Annotated in this window: 14 protein-coding genes, 1 tRNA gene and 1 other RNA gene; 6 read left to right on the top strand and 10 right to left on the bottom strand. The window is 70.1% G+C overall.

Annotation, left to right across the window (positions count from 1 at the left end):
* Nucleotides 1-83: 83 nt before the first annotated feature.
* The gene (locus tag O7626_RS35960; RefSeq protein ID WP_278065413.1) at nt 84-2,768 is read right to left on the bottom strand and encodes a DNA polymerase III subunit gamma and tau; all 2,685 of its coding nucleotides are present in this window, start codon (nt 2,766-2,768) and stop codon (nt 84-86) included.
* A gap of 206 nt (nt 2,769-2,974) precedes the next feature.
* Nucleotides 2,975-3,064, bottom strand: an RNA gene (gene ffs, locus O7626_RS35955) — signal recognition particle sRNA small type.
* 85 nt (nt 3,065-3,149) lie between these two features.
* Here ffs and O7626_RS35950 point away from each other — a divergent pair.
* Nucleotides 3,150-3,234 (top strand) — tRNA-Ser (locus O7626_RS35950).
* Nucleotides 3,235-3,319: 85 nt separating this feature from the next.
* On the opposite strand, the gene O7626_RS35945 is transcribed toward O7626_RS35950, so the two are convergent.
* Together O7626_RS35945 and O7626_RS35940 are read right to left on the bottom strand one after the other, a co-directional pair.
* Nucleotides 3,320-4,885 carry a TIR domain-containing protein gene (locus O7626_RS35945; RefSeq protein WP_278065412.1) on the bottom strand — a complete coding sequence of 522 codons (1,566 nt, stop codon included), beginning with the start codon at nt 4,883-4,885 and terminating at the stop codon, nt 3,320-3,322.
* Nucleotides 4,882-6,717, bottom strand: coding sequence for a DUF4062 domain-containing protein (locus O7626_RS35940; protein ID WP_278065411.1), 1,836 nt, complete (start codon nt 6,715-6,717; stop codon nt 4,882-4,884). The genes O7626_RS35945 and O7626_RS35940 overlap by 4 nt, the downstream gene beginning before the upstream one ends.
* Before the next feature lie 292 nt (nt 6,718-7,009).
* Here O7626_RS35940 and O7626_RS35935 point away from each other — a divergent pair, with 292 nt between their 5' ends.
* Entirely contained in the window at nt 7,010-8,200 is a 1,191-nt protein-coding gene (locus O7626_RS35935) for a helix-turn-helix transcriptional regulator (RefSeq protein WP_278065410.1), read from the top strand.
* Here O7626_RS35935 and cutA read toward each other — a convergent pair.
* Nucleotides 8,181-8,510 carry a divalent-cation tolerance protein CutA gene (cutA, locus tag O7626_RS35930; RefSeq protein ID WP_278065409.1) on the bottom strand — a complete coding sequence of 110 codons (330 nt, stop codon included), beginning with the start codon at nt 8,508-8,510 and terminating at the stop codon, nt 8,181-8,183. The genes O7626_RS35935 and cutA overlap by 20 nt on opposite strands.
* A gap of 601 nt (nt 8,511-9,111) precedes the next feature.
* On the opposite strand from cutA, the gene O7626_RS35925 reads away from it, so the two are divergent.
* Nucleotides 9,112-9,426, top strand: coding sequence for a hypothetical protein (locus O7626_RS35925; RefSeq protein ID WP_278065408.1), 315 nt, complete (start codon nt 9,112-9,114; stop codon nt 9,424-9,426).
* 135 nt (nt 9,427-9,561) lie between these two features.
* Nucleotides 9,562-11,259 carry an FG-GAP-like repeat-containing protein gene (locus O7626_RS35920; RefSeq protein WP_278065407.1) on the top strand — a complete coding sequence of 566 codons (1,698 nt, stop codon included), beginning with the start codon at nt 9,562-9,564 and terminating at the stop codon, nt 11,257-11,259.
* A 52-nt stretch (nt 11,260-11,311) separates the two neighbouring features.
* Here O7626_RS35920 and O7626_RS35915 read toward each other — a convergent pair whose 3' ends face one another.
* On the bottom strand, nt 11,312-11,911 hold the full coding sequence (locus O7626_RS35915; protein WP_278065406.1) for a dihydrofolate reductase family protein: 600 nt from the start codon (nt 11,909-11,911) through the stop codon (nt 11,312-11,314).
* A gap of 162 nt (nt 11,912-12,073) precedes the next feature.
* On the opposite strand from O7626_RS35915, the gene O7626_RS35910 reads away from it, so the two are divergent.
* Nucleotides 12,074-12,277 (top strand): hypothetical protein, encoded by a 204-nt coding sequence (locus O7626_RS35910; RefSeq protein WP_278065405.1) that lies wholly within the window; start codon nt 12,074-12,076, stop codon nt 12,275-12,277.
* Nucleotides 12,278-12,286: 9 nt separating this feature from the next.
* On the opposite strand, the gene O7626_RS35905 is transcribed toward O7626_RS35910, so the two are convergent.
* The 4 genes from O7626_RS35905 to O7626_RS35890 all read right to left on the bottom strand — a co-directional run bounded on the left by O7626_RS35905 (nt 12,287) and on the right by O7626_RS35890 (nt 18,446).
* Complete coding sequence (locus tag O7626_RS35905; RefSeq protein ID WP_278065404.1) at nt 12,287-12,781, bottom strand: hypothetical protein; 495 nt, start codon at nt 12,779-12,781, stop codon at nt 12,287-12,289.
* A 5-nt stretch (nt 12,782-12,786) separates the two neighbouring features.
* On the bottom strand, nt 12,787-14,514 hold the full coding sequence (locus tag O7626_RS35900) for an alpha/beta hydrolase (protein ID WP_278065403.1): 1,728 nt from the start codon (nt 14,512-14,514) through the stop codon (nt 12,787-12,789).
* A gap of 501 nt (nt 14,515-15,015) precedes the next feature.
* A complete protein-coding gene (locus O7626_RS35895; protein WP_278065402.1) occupies nt 15,016-15,885 on the bottom strand; it encodes a hypothetical protein in 870 nt (289 codons plus the stop codon).
* A gap of 194 nt (nt 15,886-16,079) precedes the next feature.
* Nucleotides 16,080-18,446 carry an HAD-IC family P-type ATPase gene (locus O7626_RS35890; protein WP_278065401.1) on the bottom strand — a complete coding sequence of 789 codons (2,367 nt, stop codon included), beginning with the start codon at nt 18,444-18,446 and terminating at the stop codon, nt 16,080-16,082.
* A 155-nt stretch (nt 18,447-18,601) separates the two neighbouring features.
* Between O7626_RS35890 and O7626_RS35885 the strand changes: the two genes are divergently transcribed.
* Nucleotides 18,602-20,293 carry a histidine kinase gene (locus O7626_RS35885; RefSeq protein WP_278065400.1) on the top strand — a complete coding sequence of 564 codons (1,692 nt, stop codon included), beginning with the start codon at nt 18,602-18,604 and terminating at the stop codon, nt 20,291-20,293.
* The last annotated feature ends 66 nt before the right edge of the window (nt 20,294-20,359 follow it).

Raw genomic sequence — 20,359 nt, 5'->3', positions numbered from 1 at the left:
GGTGTCGAAAGCGGACAGTCGAGTCGCCGGTAGCCGTTCGAGGTCCCCGGTAGCCGTCTGATCAGCCGGTCAGGTCGGCGCCACTACTTGAGGTCGACCTCGCCGATCCGTTCCGCGCCGAGGGTCTGCTGCAACAGTTGCACCGCCTGCTGCTCGCTGGTCTGCCGGGCGGTCCGCTCGTCGATCACCTCGTCGAGCGGCTCGTCGCCCGGGTCGAAGCCCTCGTAGCCGATCCCGGTAGAGGCGCGCGGGCCGTCGTGGCCGATCCCGGTAGAGGCGCGCGGGCCGTCGTGGCCGTTCCCGGTCTGGGCGCGCGGGCCGTCGTAGTCGGGGTCGTAGGGCGGCTCGCCGGCCCAGTCCGAATCCGCCGTCCGCTCCGCCGCCGGGGCGGGTTTCGGTCCCCGGCCGGCCGCCGCCGCACGGGCCGCCGCGAGCCCGGCGCTGACCGCAGCACCGCCCGCTCCGCCGCTGGTACTGGTCCCGCTGGCCTTCTGTGCACCGCTGCCGTTGGGTCCGGTGCTGTTGCGGTCACCGGCTACGGCCGTGGCGTGGGTGCCGCCGCCGAGGGGCGATGCCGCCGGAGTGGTGCTGGCGGGAGCGGTCCCGCCGGGTGGGGTCGGCTCCGGCCAGTCGTCGTCGGCCGCTCCACCCGGTGCGGATCCACTCGACGCGGCACCGCCAGGTCGGGCCGGTTCCGGCCAGTCGTCGTCATCTGCGCTGGACGGCGAGCCGCCACCAGCGCTACTCGAACCGCCACCAGCGCCACTCGAACCGCTGCCAGCCCGGCCCGCGCCGCCGCCACCGCCCGAGCCGGTCGACCGCTCCCGGCCGCCGGTCGCCCCCCGGCCACCACCGGACGGGGCCGAGCCGTTGACGCCGCCCCGGGGCGAGGCACCGCCGGACGGGCCGTCGGTGGCTGGGCCGTCGGTGGCTGGGCCGCTGTTGACCGGGCCACTGTTGACTGGGCCATTGCTGACTGGACCACTGTTGGCGGGACCGGTCGGTTGCCGGGGCGGGGTTGCCGACGCCGGTGCCCGCTGCTCGCCGGCCACCTCGCAGCGAATCTGCCAGCGCCCGCCCAGCTCCTCGTAGAGAGCGTCGGTGAGCACGCCGGAGGCGTTGGCGAGCATCTGGGCGAGTACCGGGGACTTGACGGTCAGCACCAGGGTGTCGCCGTCGAGGTCGCGTACCACCGCATCGCGCATCAGGGCGGCGATCCGCTTGTTGCTGCGGTTGACCATGCCGACGACCTCGCCCCAGACCCGGCGTACGGCGGCGGCGTCGAGTTCGCCGGTCGGTCCGGCACCTGTCGGCATCGGATCCGGGGTGGCCGGGTCGGGCATCACCGCCTCCGGCGGCACCGGACGTCGGGCCGGTGGCTGCACGGCGGTCGGTGGCTCCACAACCGGTGCGGCGGACGCCGGGCCGGGGCCGGGTGCGGCCGGCGCGTGGCCAGGCCTGGGTGCGGTGCTTTCGCGTACTCCCTGAGGGGGAGCGACCGGCGCGGCGCTGGCGGGGGCCGATGGTGCGGAGGTGGTCGCGGCGGGCGGGCCCGGGTCGACGGCGGCCGGGCGGATCGGCGCGGCGGCCGGGGTCGCGTCGCCGGAGAGGGTGAGCCGGCGCTCCATGCGTTCGAGGCGTTGCAGCAGGCTGCCGGTGGAGTCCTCGGCACCGGGCAGCAGCATCCGGGCGCAGATCAGTTCGAGCAGCAGCCGGGGGGCGGTGGTGCCGCGCATCTCGACCAGGCCGTTGTGCACGATGTCGGCACACCGGGACAGCGTGGCCGGGCCGAGCCGTTCGGCCTGGGCGGCCATCCGCTCGATCTGGTCGGCCGGGCCGTCGATCAGGCCCTTGGCGACCGCGTCCGGCACCTGACGCAGGACGATCAGGTCACGGAGCCGTTCGAGCAGGTCGGAGGCGAACCGGCGCGGGTCGTGCCCGGCCTCGGCGACCCGGTCGATGGTGGCGTATGCGGCGGCGCCGTCCCCGGCGGCCAGCGCGTCACACATCTCGTCGATCAGCGCGGCGTCGGTCACCCCGAGCAGGGCCACCGCGCGGGCGTAGCTGACCCCCTCGGGGCCGGCACCGGCGATGAGCTGGTCGAGCACCGAGAGCGAGTCCCGGGCGCTGCCGCCGCCGGCCCGGACGACGAGCGGGAAGACGGACGGTTCGATCTTGACGCCCTCGGCCGAGGCGAGCTGCTCCAGGTAGGGGCGGAGCACTCCCGGCGGGATCAGCCGGAACGGGTAGTGGTGGGTCCGCGACTTGATCGTGCCGAGGACCTTCTCCGGCTCGGTGGTGGCGAAGATGAACTTGACGTACTCCGGCGGCTCCTCGACCAGCTTGAGCAGGGCGTTGAAGCCCTGGGTCGAGACCATGTGGGCCTCGTCGATCACATAGATCTTGAAGCGGCTGCTGGCCGGCGCGAAGAAGGCGCGTTCGCGCAGCTCGCGGGCGTCGTCCACGCCACCGTGGCTGGCCGCGTCGATCTCGATCACGTCGATCGAGCCGGCGCCGTCGGCGGCCAGGCTCTTGCAGGAGTCGCAGACGCCGCACGGCTCCGGGGTCGGCCCCTGCTCGCAGTTGAGCGAACGGGCCAGGATCCGGGCGCTGGACGTCTTGCCGCAACCACGGGGGCCGGAGAAGAGGTACGCGTGGTTGAGCCGGCCGCTGCGCAGCGCCTGGGACAGTGGCTCGGTGACGTGGTCCTGGCCGATCACCTCGGCGAACGTGCGGGGCCGGTACTTGCGGTAGAGCGCCAGTGCCACTCGTCCCGCCTCCTCTCGACCGGGCCATTCTCCACCCGCCGCCACGCTGCCGAGTGCCAAGGTTGTCACGCGCGCCCGACGTTTTCCACGTCGATCATGCGGGTGCGGCCGGTGGTCGCCCGGTCCGGGGTGATCATGAGGTGGGCCGCGCGCCGAGTGATCCGCCAGGCCGGCTCGGCGGCCGGCAGCCCTGGTCAGGGGGATGACAAGGCCCCCCGTGCACCCGACAGAGCTCGCTTATCCTTGCTGCCTTCCGGCCCTGGGGAGGTTCACGAGGTGACGCCACACGGGGGGTGCCGCCAAGTGTACCCGGCCGGCTGGCGGGATCTCCGGGGGACCGCCGGGGTGGGCAGCCGGCGCGGAGCCTGTATCCTGTCGGACGGAGGATTCGCCTAGAGGCCTAGGGCGCACGCTTGGAAAGCGTGTTGGGTTAACACCCTCACGAGTTCGAATCTCGTATCCTCCGCTCGCTTGACCAGCAGAAACGCCCGGCAGAGCCCTACGGGAACCGCCGGGCGTTCACTGTCCGGTCTCAATTTCGGTCTAGGTAGCTATGCGACGGGCGGTTCGGCGAAGAGCCGAAGCAGGACAGCCGCGACCTCGCTGAAGACCTTCTCCTTCTCGTAGTCACTGCGCCCCAAGAGCGGCATCGAGGGGGAGTTGAACGCCTGGAATCGGGCGAGCTCCGGGATGCTCGTGAAGATGCTCGGCGAGACGATGACCGGCAGGATCCGGCAGCCGTCGTCGTAGGCCGCAGAGAGCAGGGCCGGCAGTTCGACCTCCTCGATGAACGAGGACGCGAGAAAGTCAGGGCTGACCAACAGTACTGCCGCCCGGGCCCGTTGTAGCGCGGCGTCGATCTCTTCCCGCCAACTGTCCCCCGGCAAGATCCGAGTGTCCGTCCAGACGTTCACCAGCCCTCGCCTCATCAAGGGCTTGAGATGACGGTCCAATCGGTCGAGCCAGTCACGGTCCTGATGGCTGTAACTGACGAATACCTGATCGCGCTTGGCGTTGACTCGCTTTCCGACAGCGCGGGCCAGCATCTCGGGATCCTGGCGGCGTAGGTAGAAGAGCAGTTGTGGATCCTCGATGACGAGCCGCCGAGCCCGCCGGTCGAGGAAGAGGTGGTCGGCCAGTTCTGCCTGCGGACCACCGAATCCCTGGGGAGAGGCTTCGAGCAGGTGCGACGTTATCGCCCGCGCGAGGTGGGGTCGCTGCTCCGCAGCCTGGTCCAGTGACAGGATCCCGTCCGGCGTCTCGGCAAGCATGAGAAGGAGCTCGATGCAGGACTGCTGGCTCTGGCCGTCCAGAGCTGCGAACGACTGCACGACCTTGCGGTATTTCAGTGCCAGGGAGTCCTCTACCTGCCGCAGCGCGTCGTCCAGCCCATCGTCGATGGCCAGCGTCCGAGGTGACGTGCATGCGACGCCACCGTGCGCCGCGAGATGCCAGCAGAGCATCTGGGCGGTGTGCAGACTTCCACTGGCGAGTCGGACGATGTCGTGCCCATGGGTGAACTTGATGTTGAGAGCCTGTTCGCCCTTCGAAATCATCTCGTCGATCAGCGCATCGGTCGCCATCGGAACCCGGAAGATCTTGATCCGAGTGGCCAGGTCGAAGGCCAACTCGACGAGACTCTGCCCGGTACCGGGGATGCCAGATATGACCAACCGTCGGTCGGGGGACTCCTCGTCCGCGAGAAGCCTCAGGTAGTCGACGAGCTTGACCCGAAGGTCCTCGGGCAACCGCTGGAAGTCGTCGACGGCAACGACGCCACGACGGTGCTCGGTGGGTAACACCGCTATCTTCGGCAGATCCTCGGGACGCCGGGCGCTCAGTACGGGTATCAGAAGGCCCCTTTCGTGCTCAAGTCGCACAGCTTGTTGCAGGAAGGTGGACTTCCCGATCCCGGACGGTCCCTCTAGGACGATCCCAAGTCCCGGCTGTCGTAGCGCCATCCGGAAGCGGGTGAAGTCCGGCGGCTCCACGAAGGTGAGGGTCGGGGTGCCGTTCAGCTTGAAGACGTCGCTCAACTCTGCCGAGAGCATCTCCGGCCCGACGGCATCGGCAATCATCTCCAGCACGTCCTGCCAATGCGGCTCGCTGCGCTTCAACGCGACAATCGCCGGAGTTGCAAGGGCGACAACTCGCCACGGCGGAACCGGGTGACGATGGCGTCCGCCGCGAAGAACTCGAGGAAGAGGCGGTGCGCGAACCGGTAGGTCCCTTCCTCGACCTCCGTCAGGATGCCGCTACGAACGCTGAATGATTCGATGAGAGACTGACTGATGCCACGAACCGCGACCAGATCCATTTGGTATCTATCGACAAAGTATTCCTCGAACACCCGCCGCAACTCGTCCGATTTGATGTCGTTACCACGCAGGCCGTTGTCGGCCTCCTGCATACGATAGGCGACCCGACGGAGAAGCTCCCGCTTGTCCTCGATCTCGATGAAGCCGGTACTCTCCGGCGTGCGCAGATGGCGGGTGACGTCCCAAAACTCGATCAACAGATCAGTTGCGTGCCGGTAGATACGCAGGCGCGTTCGGGGCAGGACCTGGTGCTTTCCCACAATCGTCAGGATCGTCAGGAGCATCGGGTTGCCCGCCATCTCCCGCAACGACGGTGAGTGCTCAATCGCGTCGAGCAGACGCGCCTCCCGAGCCGGCGCCTCTTCCTCGACCGCCTTCGTCGTCGAGGTCAGCCGATACCAGGACGAGAGGAACGCCGCGATCTGCTTGGCGTCCAAGGGCTGGAGCATTAGGTCACTGAACCCGGCAGCCACGAAGACCCGCTTGGCGTAGCCGTAGGGCCGGCTGCTGACGACCATCCGGACGTTCGGAAACTCGGTTGCGAATCCCGCGATCTGGCTGGACACCTCCTCACGTTGACGCGGATCGAGAACCTCGTCGAGCCCATCGAACAGGACAAGCGTCCTGCCCGTCCTGAGATGACGGACCAGCATGCGCCGGTCGATGCCCAACCCGTTCGTACGGGCCAGGTAGTCCAGATAGGCGACGAACCCCTCGCAGCGTCCGTCGGCCGCGAGAGCAGCGTACGACCGGAGCTGGACCAGCAGTGGAACGTGATCGGCCAACGTAGTCAGTCGATGATCGTGATCCTCCTGGCTAAGGGTAAGTGCCAGGTATCGGATGATGGTCGACTTCCCGGAGCCCGGGGCACCGAGCAGGACAATCCTGCGCTTCTCCGGATCAGCGAGGGCGTCGAACAGGGGCTGCGGCGGAGACGCCCAGGGGTCGACCGGCTCGGCCGAACGATCCGAGGTGTTCAAAATCCCGGACGACACCGGGAGCACCGACTGCTCGACGAACACCGACGCCAACTGGAGTTGGAAGTGCTCCTCCGAGTGCGCTGGCGTCAGGACGTCCAGGTCGAGCACGCCGTAGTGCTGTCGCAGACGACCGAAATATCGCCGTAGCACGTCCTGACCCAGGGTAGAGGACGGGTACTGCGAAAAGTTCGCCTCGCTCAGCACGTTGGCCACCGCCGCGGTCACCATTGCCGCGAGCTGGGAAGGATCGCTGAAGAGACTGCACATGTGGCGGTCGGCCAACTCCGCGCGGAACGCCTCGATGCGGACCGCGTCGTTGCCCCGATCGACGTAACTGCGCGGCCATGGCGCTTCCTCGTCGACCAGGAAGATCAGGCAGCGCTTTCCGTGTGCGAGCGCCTCGCGATACTCCAGCTCGGTGATGGAGCGGTCGAAGCCCGGCGGGATGAACCCGTACCGCCAGGCGAATATGCCTATGTAGACATCGCAGTCCGCCACGTCGGCCAGGCACCGTTCCAGCGGACGGCGATCCTCGGCGACGTACGACTCCATTGCCGTGTCCTCCACGCGCAGCCGGCGCAACGCGAGCTGGACGGCCGCGCGATGTTCCTGCAGATCTCTGAAGGTTGCCGATACGTAGACCTTGGTCACCACAGCTCCAAGACAGCGACGGAGCCTCAGCATACGCACGGCCAGCGAAGCGTGCGTCAGCCCAAAGTGCTGGTCATCGCAGGCCGGTCCACCAGGTCCGGTAGGCCGCGTGAATCTCGAAGCTCGGCGTTTCCAAGATCATATTTTTACCGCCTCGCGGAGTATTTTCGACTCGTTGATCGCGGCTCCAGCCGGGTTCCAAGGCAGCTCTCAGCCCGGTATCGTCCGAGAAGTCGCCCCGAAGCCCAGAACGCCCGGGACACCGGCCCGATCCAGTACGGAGAAGCCGCCGATGCACGACTCTGCTACGCCAAGATTGGGAGATCAGATGCGCCGGCTCCGGGCCGAGCGCGGGTTGTCGCTGCGTGAACTCGCGCGGGTGGCGTTCTACGGCAAGAGCTACCTGCACGAGTTGGAGACCGGAGCCAAGGAGCCGACACAGCAGGCGGCTCTGCGCATCGACGGAGCCCTCGGCGCCGATGGTGCCCTGGCGGCCCTCGCGCAGACGGGCGTACGTCGGCGTGCGGTGATCGCACATGCCGGAATCGCCGTCGTCCTCCCCGAGGCGATTCTCGATTACGGCCGTAGAGTCTCCGCTGATGTGCCGCGGCAGATTGCCGACCGCACCGCCCGGCTGCGACGGATCGACGACTACCTCGGCGGGGCCGACACGTACCAGATGTACACCACCGAGTTGGACTCGACTCGGCGGCTGATCCAGGACGGAAGTTACCCCGACCGTACCGGCCGGGCGCTGCTGTCGGTCTGCGCCGAGCAGGCGCAGATGGCCGGTTGGGCCGCGTTTGATGCCGGACGGTACGACGACGCGGAGCGGCTCTACGGCACCAGCCTCACCGCCGCCCGTGACGCCGGAGACGCGCCGCTCGCCGGCAATGCCATGGCTTTTCTCGCGTATCAGGAGCTAGCCCTGGGTAGGCCCGCGACACCGACGATCGTGGAAGCCTGCGAGACTGCCGATCCGACTGCGACGCCAAGCGTCCGCGCACTGTTGCACATGCGTCGCGCCTGGATTCACGCCGTGCACGGGCAACCCGAGGACGCCGAGCGACATCTCGACATCGGCGTGAGCTGCCTGACAGATCAGGACGACCGGCCGGAGCCGGACTGGGTGTACTGGGTCGACCAGCAGGAAGCCGAGATCATGACTGGACGATGCTGGACGGTCCTGCGTCGGCCGCTGCGGGCGATCCCCGTCCTCGAATCGGTGCTCCGCCGCTACGACGACACCCACGCCCGCGACAAGGCGTTGTACCTGTCCTGGCTCGCCGATGCCTATCTGGACGTCAACGAGATCGAGCAGTGCTGTGTGACCGCCGAGAAGGCCGTACGGCTGTCTTCCGGCGTCGCGTCGGTCCGCCCCAAGCAGCGAATCGAGGCACTGCTCACGCGGCTTGCTCCTCATGCGGAACTGACATGTGTCGCCGCGCTACGGGATTCGATGGTTACCCGATCTGCTCCGTGACGGACTCGCGAAGCCAGCGCAGACAGGCAGCGGAGCCAGCGACAATCTGAGTAGCCGTCACCTGCGGATTGTCCCAGGGATGCCGATGCAACAGGACAGCCTCAAGTGCTGGGTATCGGTCGCCGGTCGTGTAGAGCAACAGTCGCCACTCCTCGCCGGTCCCCTGCTCCCCCACGTGCCAGAAGACGCTTGTTACCGGGCCGATGATCTGAGCACTGCCGGCCAGCCGCGCAGCGACGACGTGCTCCGCGAGATCTACCGCTGCCTCGCGCGTCTCGGTTGCGGTGGCCACCTCGAGATAGTCCGTCACGGGGTCAGAGCGTAGCGGTCCCGCCGTCTGCGGACAGCAAACAAACGGCAGCGGACGGTCGGAGGACGCTGCGACTCTGTCACTCGGAGACCGCAATCGAAAGGCTACGAGCCGGGGCGCGCAACAGGCCTTACGGCATCCGAGTCGCAACCCGAGCGCCCTGTCGGCCCGGGGTATCGGCTTCCTTACCAAGCCCGGGGTCGGCTCCTCAGATGACGTAGGAGCGACGCAGAGTGAACCCATTGAGATGGTGGAAGGATCGCCGGGTTGCCGAGGTCGAGCGGGCGGCGTGGGAGCGGGACGCGGCCGAGGCGGAAGCGGCGCGTCAGCGGGTACTCGACCTGGCCCGCCGGCAGCGCGACGACCCGGACCACGAGGACGGGTCCGACTCCACTCAGCAGGTCCGCCCAGCAGGTCCGCGCCTGGCACCACCCGACCGCCCTCCCCGGCCTGTCCCTGCTCAGCTACGAGCAGCAGCGGCAGTACCGACCGGGGCAACCGTGTCGAGCTGGCTGCGCCGCTGGTGTGCCGCGTGCGGGCCGGGTTACGTGCGGGACTACCGGTGGGACGGGCGGCGCTGGCGTCGGTACCACGAGTGGCGATGACCGAGCCGTCTCCGAGCATCGACGACGTCGCGCAGGATCGGATCCCCGAATTGTCGGCCGGCACCCTGCTCCGGCTCGCGCCCGGGGAGTGGTCGCACTGCGCGACGGCGCGACTCGGGACGTACCTGGAGATGACCGTGACCCGGGTCCACCGCCACGCCGTCCGGGCGGACGAGGTCGGGCTCTGGGTCTGGGTGGCCGGGCACGAGCATCCGGCCTGCACCTGGGCGTACGTCGATCCGCATCCGCCGTGCCTGCACCTCCTGGTGCGGGTCGACGTGCTCGCCATCGCGGCCGACCGGTCCAGGTGACCACCCGCCGTACGCCGACCGCAGAACCGGCGAAAGTTGCCGGCGCAGACGGACGGTCGTCCACCGAACGGCCGAGCCGGGCGGGTCAGCGCACTGGCATCATGTGCGCACCGCCAAACTCACGGGGAGATCATCGTGCGCCCTCGCCTGCGCTGGTGCGCCGTGCCCGCCTGTGCCGCCGTGCTCGTCGCCATGCTGCCGACGACCGCCGCCACCGCCGCGCCGGCCACGCCACGGCCCAGCACCGCCGTCGACCGGGACGGCGCCACCACCGTCAACCGGGACGGCACCACCACCGTCAACCGGGACGGCACCACCATCGCCGTGCGGCGCGTGGGCACCACCGGCACCGCCGCCCCGAAAATCGCCGCCGCCGCCACGAGCTCCCGGCTCGACATCGACCGGGACGGCAGGGACGAGATCGTCACCGGCGGTTTCCTCTACGCGGGCAGCTACGGCATCGTCGTCGACTACTCCGGACTGCCGTACCGGGACAACATCGTCGCGCCGATCGGCTCCCCGACCCGGCCGAACTTCGGCGACGAGATGACCTCCGGGGACTTCAACGCCGACGGCTACGCCGATCTGGCCGTCGGCAACCCGGGCGAGTTCACCCCGGCCGGCGCCGCCTTCGGCGGTGCGGTCTGGATCTTCTACGGTGGCCCCACCGGCCTCGACACCGGGCGCCCGCAGCATTTCAACCAGGACACCGCGGGTGTGCCGGGTGAGATGGGCGAGTACGACATGTTCGGCACCGGGCTCGCCGCCGGTGACCTCAACGGTGACGGCCGGGACGACCTCGCCGTCGGCGCGAACGGCGAGACGGTCAACGGGGCGGTCAACGCCGGCTCGGTAACCGTCCTCTACGGCAGCTCGACCGGGCTCACCAGCACCGGCGCCCAGCTTCTCACCCAGCAGACTCCGGGCGTGCCGGGCGACGCCCACTCGGGCGACACCTTCGGCACCGCGGTCGCGATCGGCGACCTGACCGGTGACGGGTACGACGACCTCGCGGTCAGCGCGCCCTCGGAGGACGAGGGCGTCGCTCCGTACCAGGGCGGTCTCGTCACCCTGCTGCGCGGCGGTGCCGGCGGGGTCAGCACCAGCGGCGTGACGTCCGTCTCCGGTACCGCCGTCGGCGTCGGCGCGCTCGGCGACGAGCTGGCGATCGCCGACGTCGACGGGGACGGGGACGGCGACCTGGTCGCCGCCGCCCCTCGGAGCTGGATCGGCTACCTCGTCTACGTGCCGGGGGTGCCGGCCGGCCTGGACGCGGCTCGGGCCAGGACGATCAGCATGGAGACCCCGGGGGTACCCGGCGACCCGCACACGACCTACCCCGAGGACGACTCGCCGCACTCGTACTTCGGCACCGGGATGTCCACAGGGGACGTCACCGGTGACGGGCGGGCCGACGTGCTCACCGGGGCGATCACCTACGACCTGGGCACCGTGCAGGACGCCGGGGCAGTGTTGCTGATCCCCGGCACCGCACAGGGACTGACCGGCGAGGGCTCGGCGATGGTGACCCAGGACGTCTACCGCGCGAAGCCGGTCGGGCAGCCCAGCACCTCCTTCGGGCCGCCGCAGGCTTTCGACTACTTCGGCGAGGCGACCGCGATCCTCAACCTCGACGGGACCGGTCCGCTCGACATGCTCGCCGCGACCAGCCGGGACGCCGACAGCGGGCTGGTGGTCGAGCTGAAGCTGTCGTACACCGTGCAGCGCAAGCCGCCGTACCACCGGACGCTTGTCGCGCTGAACGCGGTCGACTGGTGGACCGGCGCGGAGTTCGAGGCGTACAGCCTGGGCCACACGCTCCTGCACAACTGACCTGATCGCCGGTGACCGGGCGAGGAACCCCGGTCACCGGCGGGGCTCCGGGTCACTTCCTGACGCGGTACCGCAGGTGGGTGACGCCCACGCCCTCCACCACCTTGGTCGGGCCCTCGAACTGCGCGGGTACGGCGCCGAGGTCGGCGAAGAGCGGCGTGCCGCTGCCGAGCACCACTGGTACGAGTTCGATGCCGATCTCGTCGAGCAGGCCGGCTTCGAGGGCCTGCCGGGCCATCTGGCCGCCGTTGACGACGACCGTCCTGTCGCCGGCGATCTCCTGCGCCCTCGCGACGGCGGCCTCGATGCCCTCGGTCACGAAGACGAAGTTCTCGTCCGCCGCCGGTCGGTTCTCAGGTGGGTTATGGGTGAGCACCACCACCGTGACGTTCATCGGATGCCGGCCACCCCAGGCGTTTGTCATGTCATAGAGGTGCCGGCCGACGACCAGGGCACCGGTGTTGCCCCACTCCTCCTGGACGAGGTCCGCGCTCGCGGCGGACAGCCGCAGCGGCGGCACGTCCGGACTGGCGGTCGGAATCTCGACGTCACCGTTGCCGTACCACTGGAACAGCAGATCGAAGCCACTCTCCGCGGGGCCGGCGATGTAGCCGTCGATCGACATCGTGCCGCCGGTGGTTACCTTGCCCATTGTCCTGTTCCCTTCGTTCGGATCTCCCGTCAACACAACGAAGGCCGGACCGAATTTTCGACATCGGGCTCCGAGGTTACTTCTCTCACCTCCGCACCCGGTCGGTTCCGCCTCCGCACCCGGCCGGGTGCGAGTTGGCGGACAGCGGCCGGATGAAGCCGTATGGCACTGGCTGGGTTCCCGGCGCAGGCGCCGGTGGCCAGGCAGGACGCCGACAGCGGGCTGGTGGTCGAGCTGGAGCTGTCGTACACCGTGCAGCGCAAGCCGCCGTACCACCGGACGCTTGTCGCGCTGAACGCGGTCAACTGGTGGACCGGGGCGGAGGTCGAGGCGTACAGCCTGGGCCACCCACTCCTGCATCGCTGACCTGCCACTTCAGAGTGGTTCGTCCGAGCGGTAGCAGGGCGTCGAGATCATCAGCGCGAACATGGTCGGCGGTTCGGTACTGGTAACCCGGATGCGCACCCCGTCGACCGGATTGCGTACGGCCACCGTTCCAGTCCGGCCATCCGGGAACACCCGGTCTTCCTCAACGGAATAACCGTGCCGTTGCCAGTGGTCGCGAAGCCGGGCGAGGGTGCCGACCTGTTCCGCCGCTGGCACTGGAATCTGGCCGTGACCGACCATCGAATAGACGGTCCCGGAGACCTCACCGAAGCTGCCGTCGCAGGGGTTCGGAATGGGGTCGAGCCCCTGGGCCGGGGCGTGGACGGCGCCGAAGACCTGTCGGCCGTACCCTTCGACCAGCTCGCTGGCGTCGGCCTGGTTGACCTCTCGCATGTCATCTCCGTTCCGGCCGGAACCGCAGCCCGCCAGCAGCACGCCAGCGAGGCCGGCAGCCAGCACCGTGCGGCTGACCGCGTCGACCATGCTCATCACCGCCATCCGTGCGGCGGCAGGCCGTGATCCAGCCCGACGATCTCGTACCGGCCGACGACGATGCCGGCCTGGTTCTGCAGGCTGGCGCTGCCCTCCTGCCAGTAGGCGCTGTGGCCGCTCGTGTCGACGTGGAAACGGTTGGCGCCGAACTCCTGCTCGTGCGGGCTGCCCCCGTGTGTGTCGTCGTAGGCGTCGACCAGGTGTGGTCCGAGAAGCGGGATGCCGCTGCCGTACTTCCCGTGGGTGTCGACCGGCTCGGACACTCCGTCGTCGACGGCGGAGCCGGCCCAGACGTGGCCGGGCGGGAGGCCGAGGTCGCTGGCGTGCTCGACGCGTACGCCGGGGCTGCCCGCGGTAACGAAGTCGTCCACGGCGAGGCCGCCACCGCGCTGCGCCGCCTCGCCCAGCACCGCCGATCCGTAGCTGTGCCCGATCGCGGTGAGGTGCTGCGAGCCGCCACCCTCGTAGGTGACCCGAAGGCCGTCCACGAACGGCGCCAGTGCCGCCGCGCCCTGCTCGGCCCGGCCGCCCGTTCCCATCGACACGCCCAGCTCCGGAGCGTCGTACCCCAGCCACATGATCGTCGAGACATCGCCTGGCGCGGCCGTCAACGCGTCGGCCGCGCGCTGGAGGTTCTCCACCCGCTGCACGTTGCTCCGGATGTCGGTCAACTCGGTGCTGGTACCCGGGACCCAGACGGCGGTGTGCGTGGCGGAGTCCGGGTTGCCTACCGCGACGATCGCCTTTCCGTCGCCAGCCGGATCGATGCCGAGCAACAGCCCTCGGTCACCTAGTCGGGTGAGCGTGGCGTCGACCTTGTCCAGCGTGGCCTGTTGCCGGTCGATCCCCTGTAGCTCCTCGGTGAGCCGCCAGATCTCCCGGCTGGCCGCTGTTCGCTCCGCGTCCGTTTCGCCGGGATCGGATCGCAGCTGGGCCAGTTGGTTGGCCAGCTCGGTTTCCCGGCGTTGCAACTCGTCCTGATGTCGGTCCAGCGAGATCCGGTTGGCGGCGTCCCGGTCCGTGGCCGGTACGCCGTCCAGCCAGCCGATTAGATCCGGGTACTGCTGGATGGCCCGTTCCTGCTGCTCGGGGGTGAGGCCGGTCCACCAGTCGTTGACCTCCCGGGCCGGGCGGCCCTGCTGACCAGCGATCTCCTCCCGTCCGATATCGGGTGCTTTGGCACGACCGAAACCCCGCTCAGGCTGTGGGAGTTCGACACTGATCGCGCTGGCGGTGCTGTCGTCCAGTGGTCGGGCCTGGTCCAGCACCGTGGCGAGTTCGTCGGCATACCGCTCGGCCTGCGCCGCGATGGCCGCCTGGTTGGCCACCATGACGTCCGCGCCGCCGAAACTGCCGGGCGATGCCGCGGTCACCAGCCCTGTCGTGCCGTCCACCGCGTAACCCGCACGTCGCGCGGCGGCGACGATTTCCCTCGCCTGTCCGGCGTAGCCGCGCATCCCGTCGGCGTGCCGGCTCAGCGCCTGATGAATCCGCCGCGCCGGAGGGTAGGCGTTACTCACCTCGGAGCGGAGGGTGGCGGCCGCTGTGTAGGCCGCCTCCGAGCCGGATCCGTGCGGCCAGGCGTACTCCAGGGCGCGGGTCTGGTGGACCAGTTCCTCGGCGACGTCGTCCAGATCCCGGGTCAGCTGTTCCCAGGTGGCGGCGGCCACGGCGAACGAAGCCGGATCGGCGGCGAGCAGGTCGGCCAGGGTCAGTACGCTCATTCGGCGTACTGCTTCCGCAGGCTCGCCTCGGCGCGCGCGTCGCTGGCCTGGTAGGCGAGCGCCGCTGACCGCAGCCGGGCGGCCAACCGGTCCGCCGAGGAGGCCAGTCGGTCGAGAAAGGCCGCCCAGGACGTCGCCGCAGCCCGGGGCGGCGTCCGCCGACGACCAGCCTGCCGCCTGGCTCACTGCCGGACCCAGGCCAGGCTCCCGAACCGTACGCGCCTTGCGCAGCGATTCCGCGACCTGGGTGATCTCGGTTGCGACAGCCTCTACCCGATCCGGATCGACTTCGAACTGCGGACCACCCATCACTCCTCCGCATAATGAGATCATTTCACTACGTAATGGATCGAGTGAATAGTACCGCATTTCGTCCCATAGACGTTTTTGAATCGGGAAGTGGATAGATCAAATCGGTGGGCACCTCGCCCGAGCCGAATGAACAGCGGATCCCCGCTCCGCCCTGGCCGGGGAAGCGGGGATCCGGACGTGCCGCTGGGATCAGGCGCAGATCGCGTACGCCTTGACGGCCCAGGAGTTGCCGTAGCCGCCCTCCTCCTCGGCACCGGTCACGGTGACCGTGGTCGACGAGTTCGCCCACATCGCGGTCATCCGCACCTCACCCTGACCGTTGTCGATCTCACCGCCGACGCCGTGCACCCGCTTCCCCTCCGGGCAGCGCGCGACCGCGCTCTTCGGAGTGGTCGAGTCCAGCACCCCGAAGCCGGTGATCCGGACCAGTCCGGCCGGCGGGGTCGCGCAGATCGCCTTGCCGACCATCGTCCACTTGTCGAGGTAGTTTGGCCCGCCGTCCTCCATCCCGGCCACCGTGATGCCGGTCAGGTCGGCGTTCGGCCGCAGGTCGTCGATGACGACCCGGCCCAGGCCGCCGGACATCTCCGCACCGAGCCCGAGGACCTTCTTGCCGGGCGGGCACTCGACGTCCATCGTCTTGCCCACGTTGGAGTTGTGGTCCGAGAACTGGGTGCGGGTCTCCAGACCGGCCGGCTCCGGTGCGCAGAGCGCACTTGTGGTGATCGACCAGTCGTTGCCGTAGCCGGTGCCGTCCTCCCGACCGGTCACCGACCACGCCCCGCCGCCGACCAGCGGCAGCATGGTGTCCATCGTGACCTGGCCGTTGCCGTTCACGATCCGGCCGCCGCCGCCGAGCACCGTCGTGCCGACCGGGCACTGGGCGTTCGTCGTCTTCCACTCGCTGTCGCTCTGGCCGCCCGTCACCTTCAAGACCAGGCCGGGTACCGCGCTGGCCGGCGTGACCAGCAACTGGCTCACCAGCAGCGCGGCGGACGCCAGGCCCGCCGTGGTGGCGATCCGCCGGACCCGCCCAGCGCCATTCTGTCGTACGTACATCGGGCAGCCTCTCCTCGTTCTCGCTCCATGTCCGGATCGCCCGTACTGTCAATTCCCCGACAGTTCCCGAATTCGTTTTCCTTCGGCGGGCGACCCGTTTCCGACCTGGGTTTTTCCCGGCCGACAACGACGTTACGAGAAAGGGGTCCACTCCCGACTCACCAATTCGTGCCGCCTCGGCGAGTAGTCGGGACTCACCGGCGTACGCCGCGACGTGACACGAGCCGGACCAGTTCCAGCAACGCTCCGGCGGCGACCGCGAGCCCCACCGCCACGGCCGGCGCGGTCGTGCCGACCAGGTTCAGCTGGAAGAAGTCCTGGAGGAACGGCACCACCAGGATGACCGCGAACGCGCACCCGAGGGCCAGCACCAGCAGGATCCGCCACCAGGTGTACGGCCGGGCGATGATCGCCACCGCCCAGAGCCCGACCAGGAAGAGGGTGAGCGTCGCCGCCGAGGTCTCCGCCGCCAGGTCGCCGTCATAGACACTCCGGGCGAACAGGTACGACGTGAGCGTCGCCGCCATCGCCACCACCCCGGACGGTACGGCGAACCGCAGCACCCGGCTGACGAAGCCGGACCGGGCCCGTTCCGTGTTCGGGGCCAGCGCCAGGAAGAACGCCGGGATGCCGATGGTCAGCGACGAGATGATGGTCAGGTGCCGGGGCAGGAACGGGTACGGCACCTGGCTCAGCACCACCGTCACGGCCAGCAGCACCGAGTAGACGGTCTTGGTCAGGAACAGGTTCGCGACCCGTTCGATGTTGCCGATCACCCGCCGCCCCTGCGCGACCACCGCCGGCAGCGCACCGAAGTTGTCGTCCAGCAGCACGATCTGGGCCACCGCCCGGCTGGCCGGACTCCCCGAGCCCATCGCCACCCCGATGTCCGCGTCCTTGAGCGCGAGTACGTCGTTGACCCCGTCCCCGGTCATCGCCACCGTGTGCCCGGCGGCCTGGAGCACCGCCACCAGGTCCCGCTTCTGCTGCGGCCCGACCCGGCCGAACACGGTGTGCCGCTGCACCACCTCGGCGAGTTCCGCCGGATCGGTCGGCAGTTCCCGGGCGTCGACCGGGTGTTCGGCGCCGGGCAGCCCGAGGCTGCGGGCGACCGCACCGACCGAGCGGGCGTTGTCGCCGGAGAGGACCTTCACCGCCACCCCCTGCTCGGCGAAGTAGCGCAGCGTGTCCGGCGCCTCCGGGCGGAGCCGCTGGGCGAGCACCACCAGCGCCACCGGGTGTAAGGAAGGGCCCCCGCTTATCGTTTTCTGTTGTAGCGGGGGCCCTTCCTTACCCGGGGTGGTGGAGTCTGAGCGGGCGAGTAGCAGTACCCGCAGGCCTCGCTCGCCGTACGCGTCCGCCTCGGTGAGCGCGGGGTGGCCGGCCGGCAGCAGTACGTCGGGGGCGCCGAGCCGCCACCGCCCGATGGCCCCGTCCGGATCGACGAGGGTGGCCCCGCCCCACTTCCGGGCGGACGAGAACGGCACCCGCTCCGCGATCCGCCATCCACGCGGCGCCGGGTACGCCTCGACGACCGCCCGGAGGCTGGCGTTCGGCCGCTCGTCGGCGGCACCGAGCAGGCCGAGCAGCTCCGGCACCGGGGCGGTCGGGTCGAGCCGGCGTACCTCGGCCACCGTCATCGCCGCGTCGGTGAGGGTGCCGGTCTTGTCCAGGCAGACCACGCTGACCCGGGCCAGTCCCTCGATCGCCGGCAGTTCCTGCACCAGGCAGCGCCGCCGGCCGAGCCGGATCACCCCGACCGCGAACGCCACCGAGGTGAGCAGGACCAGCCCTTCCGGCACCATCGGCACCAGGCCGGCGACCATCCGGCGGACCGCCTCCGGCAGGTCGTCGGAGTTGACCAGGTACTGGCTGACGATCAGGGCCAGTCCGGTCGGCACGATCAGCCAGGTGACGAACCGCAGGATGGTGTTCAGCCCGCCGCGCAGTTCCGAGTCGACCAGGGTGAACCGGCTGGCCTCCTCGGCGAGCCGGGCCGCGTACGCCGCCCGGCCGACCTTGGTGGCCCGCATCGCCCCGGTACCGGCGGCGACGAAGCTGCCGGAGAGCAGCGGGTCACCGGGCTGCTTGACCACCGGGTCGGCCTCGCCGGTCAGCAGCGACTCGTCGACCTCCAGCTGCTCGCCCTCGACCACCACCCCGTCGACGGCTATCTGGTCGCCGGGTCCCAGCTCGACGAGGTCGTCCAGCACCAGGTCGGCGGCGGTCACCTCGACGGCGTCGCCGTCCCGGCGTACCACCGGGCGGGCGGCGCCGACGATAGCGAGCCGGTCCAGGGTGCGCTTGGCCCGCAGCTCCTGGACCACGCCGATCAGGGTGTTGGCGATGATCACGCCGCCGAAGAGCGCGTCCTGGATCGGGCCGACCGCGAGGATCACCCCGAACAGCACACCCATGATCGCGTTGATCCGGGTGAACAGGTTCGCCTTGACGATCTCCCCGACGCTCCTGGCCGACCGCACCGGTACGTCGTTGACCTGCCCCGCCACGATCCGCTCGGCGACCTGGGCGGTAGTCAGCCCGGACTCGATTGTCAGCATGGTCGAAAACTACGAAGCCGGGCCGCCGCTCGGCTGCGCCCGATGGTCAACCGCCGACCCTGACCTTTCTCGGGGTCGACGTACCCGCGATTTCCGGGTCGTCTGGGCGACGCCCCGGATCTCCTCGAGCGGGCTGCCTGGGTACCGTCGCAACGGTGCGACCCGCGACCGAGGCAGCCTGGCGGTTCGGGGGCGGGCGGCGACGACGCCACCGGGCCCTCGTCGCCGACCTGCTGCTCTGGGCACTGCTGGCCGGGCTGGTGACGTCGGGCTGGGCCGGGCACCGGTCGTACCCGCCGTGGCTGCTGCTCGGCGGCCTGGCAGCCCTGGGCGGCGCGCTGGCGGTGGGACGGCGCCTGCCGCTGGTCCCGCTCTTCGTCGTGGTGGCGCTCTGCGGGCTGGACGGCAACTACTCCTTCGGCCTGCCGCCGGTCAGCTATCTGCTCGGCCGCCGGATGGCCAGCACCTGGCCGGCGGCGGCAAGCTACTCCGGGCTCGCGGTGCTGGGCACCCCGCTGGTGTGGAGCCGGTCCGGTTTCGTGCCCTGGGCGACGATGGCCGGCGCGCTGGTCTACGCCGGGCTCTTCCCGTGGTTGGTCGGCCGCTACCGGCGGCAGCAGCGTGCCCTCGTCGCCGCCGGTTGGGAGCGGGCGGAGCAGCTCGAACGCGAACAGCGGATGCTGACCCGGGAGGTACGGCTGCGCGAGCGGGCCCGGATCGCCGAGGACATGCACGACTCGCTCGGCCACGAGTTGAGCCTGCTCGCGCTCCGGGCCGGTGCCCTGGAGGTCCGGCCCGACCTGGACGAGCGGACCCGGGAGGCGGCCGGCCAGCTCCGGGCCGGCGCGGCTGCCGCCACCGGCCAGTTGCGGGACATCATCGAACTGCTCCGGGACGACCCGGCCGACGAGGCGGCCGCTCGGCACCCCGGCGCGGCAGCCGGGAGTCTCGGGGAGGTCGCCGATCTCGTCCGCCGGGCGCGGGCCGCGGGGATGCCTGTGGAGCTGCACGACGGGCGGCCAGCGGAGCCCATGCCGCCGCTGGTGGCCAGGGCCGTCTTCCGGGTGGTGCAGGAGTCACTTACCAACGCCAACAAGCACGCGGGCGGCGCGGCGGTCACCGTGCGGCTCGACGCCGACGACAGCGGGGCGGTGCTGGTCGACGTCACGAACACCGCCCCGCCGCCCGGTGCGCCACCGGCCGCGCCGGTTTCTGCCCGAGGCGGGCGCGGCCTGGTCGGACTCCGTGAGCGGGTACGGCTGACCGGCGGCACGCTGCGCGCCGGTGCCCGGGACGGCGGCTTCGAGGTCGTCGCCCGGCTGCCCGTCCGGGCCGACCGCCCGGTCCCGGCGGAACCGCCGCTCTCCAGTCCGGTCCCGGCCGAACCGCTCTCCGCCGGCGCGAGCCAAGCCGAACCGCTCTCCGCCGGACCGGTCCCCGTGGAACCTCTGCTCCCCGACGCGGTGCCGGCGGCCGACCTGCGTCGTCGGGTGCAGCGGGAGGCCCGCCGGGGTCTGGTCGCGGCCACGACGGTGCTGGCGACGCTCGCCGTTACGCTCGGCGGCGCCGCCCTCGGCTACTACCTCTACGTGACCAGCAACTCCGTACTCAACCCGCACCGGTACGCGGAACTGCGGGTCGGGCAGGACTGGGCCACCGTGCTCCCCCTGCTGCCCCGGCGGGAGATGCTGGAGCCGCCGGAGCCCGATCCGCTGCCGTCGCCCGCCGGTGCCGACTGCCGCTACTACCGCTCGCACGGCGACGTGCTCCAGCCCCGGCTGGACGTCTATCGGATCTGCGCCGCGCACGGCCGACTGGTGTCGAAGGACCTGCTTCCCGAGGCATGACTGGCGGTGCGGTCCGGCAATGCCACTCCACCGTCACCGGTCTTGCTCGTACACATGTGCCATCCG

Source organism: Micromonospora sp. WMMD1102, assembly GCF_029626265.1.
Classification (GTDB): Bacteria; Actinomycetota; Actinomycetes; order Mycobacteriales; family Micromonosporaceae; genus Plantactinospora.
This window is presented reverse-complemented; position numbering and strand designations above follow the sequence as displayed.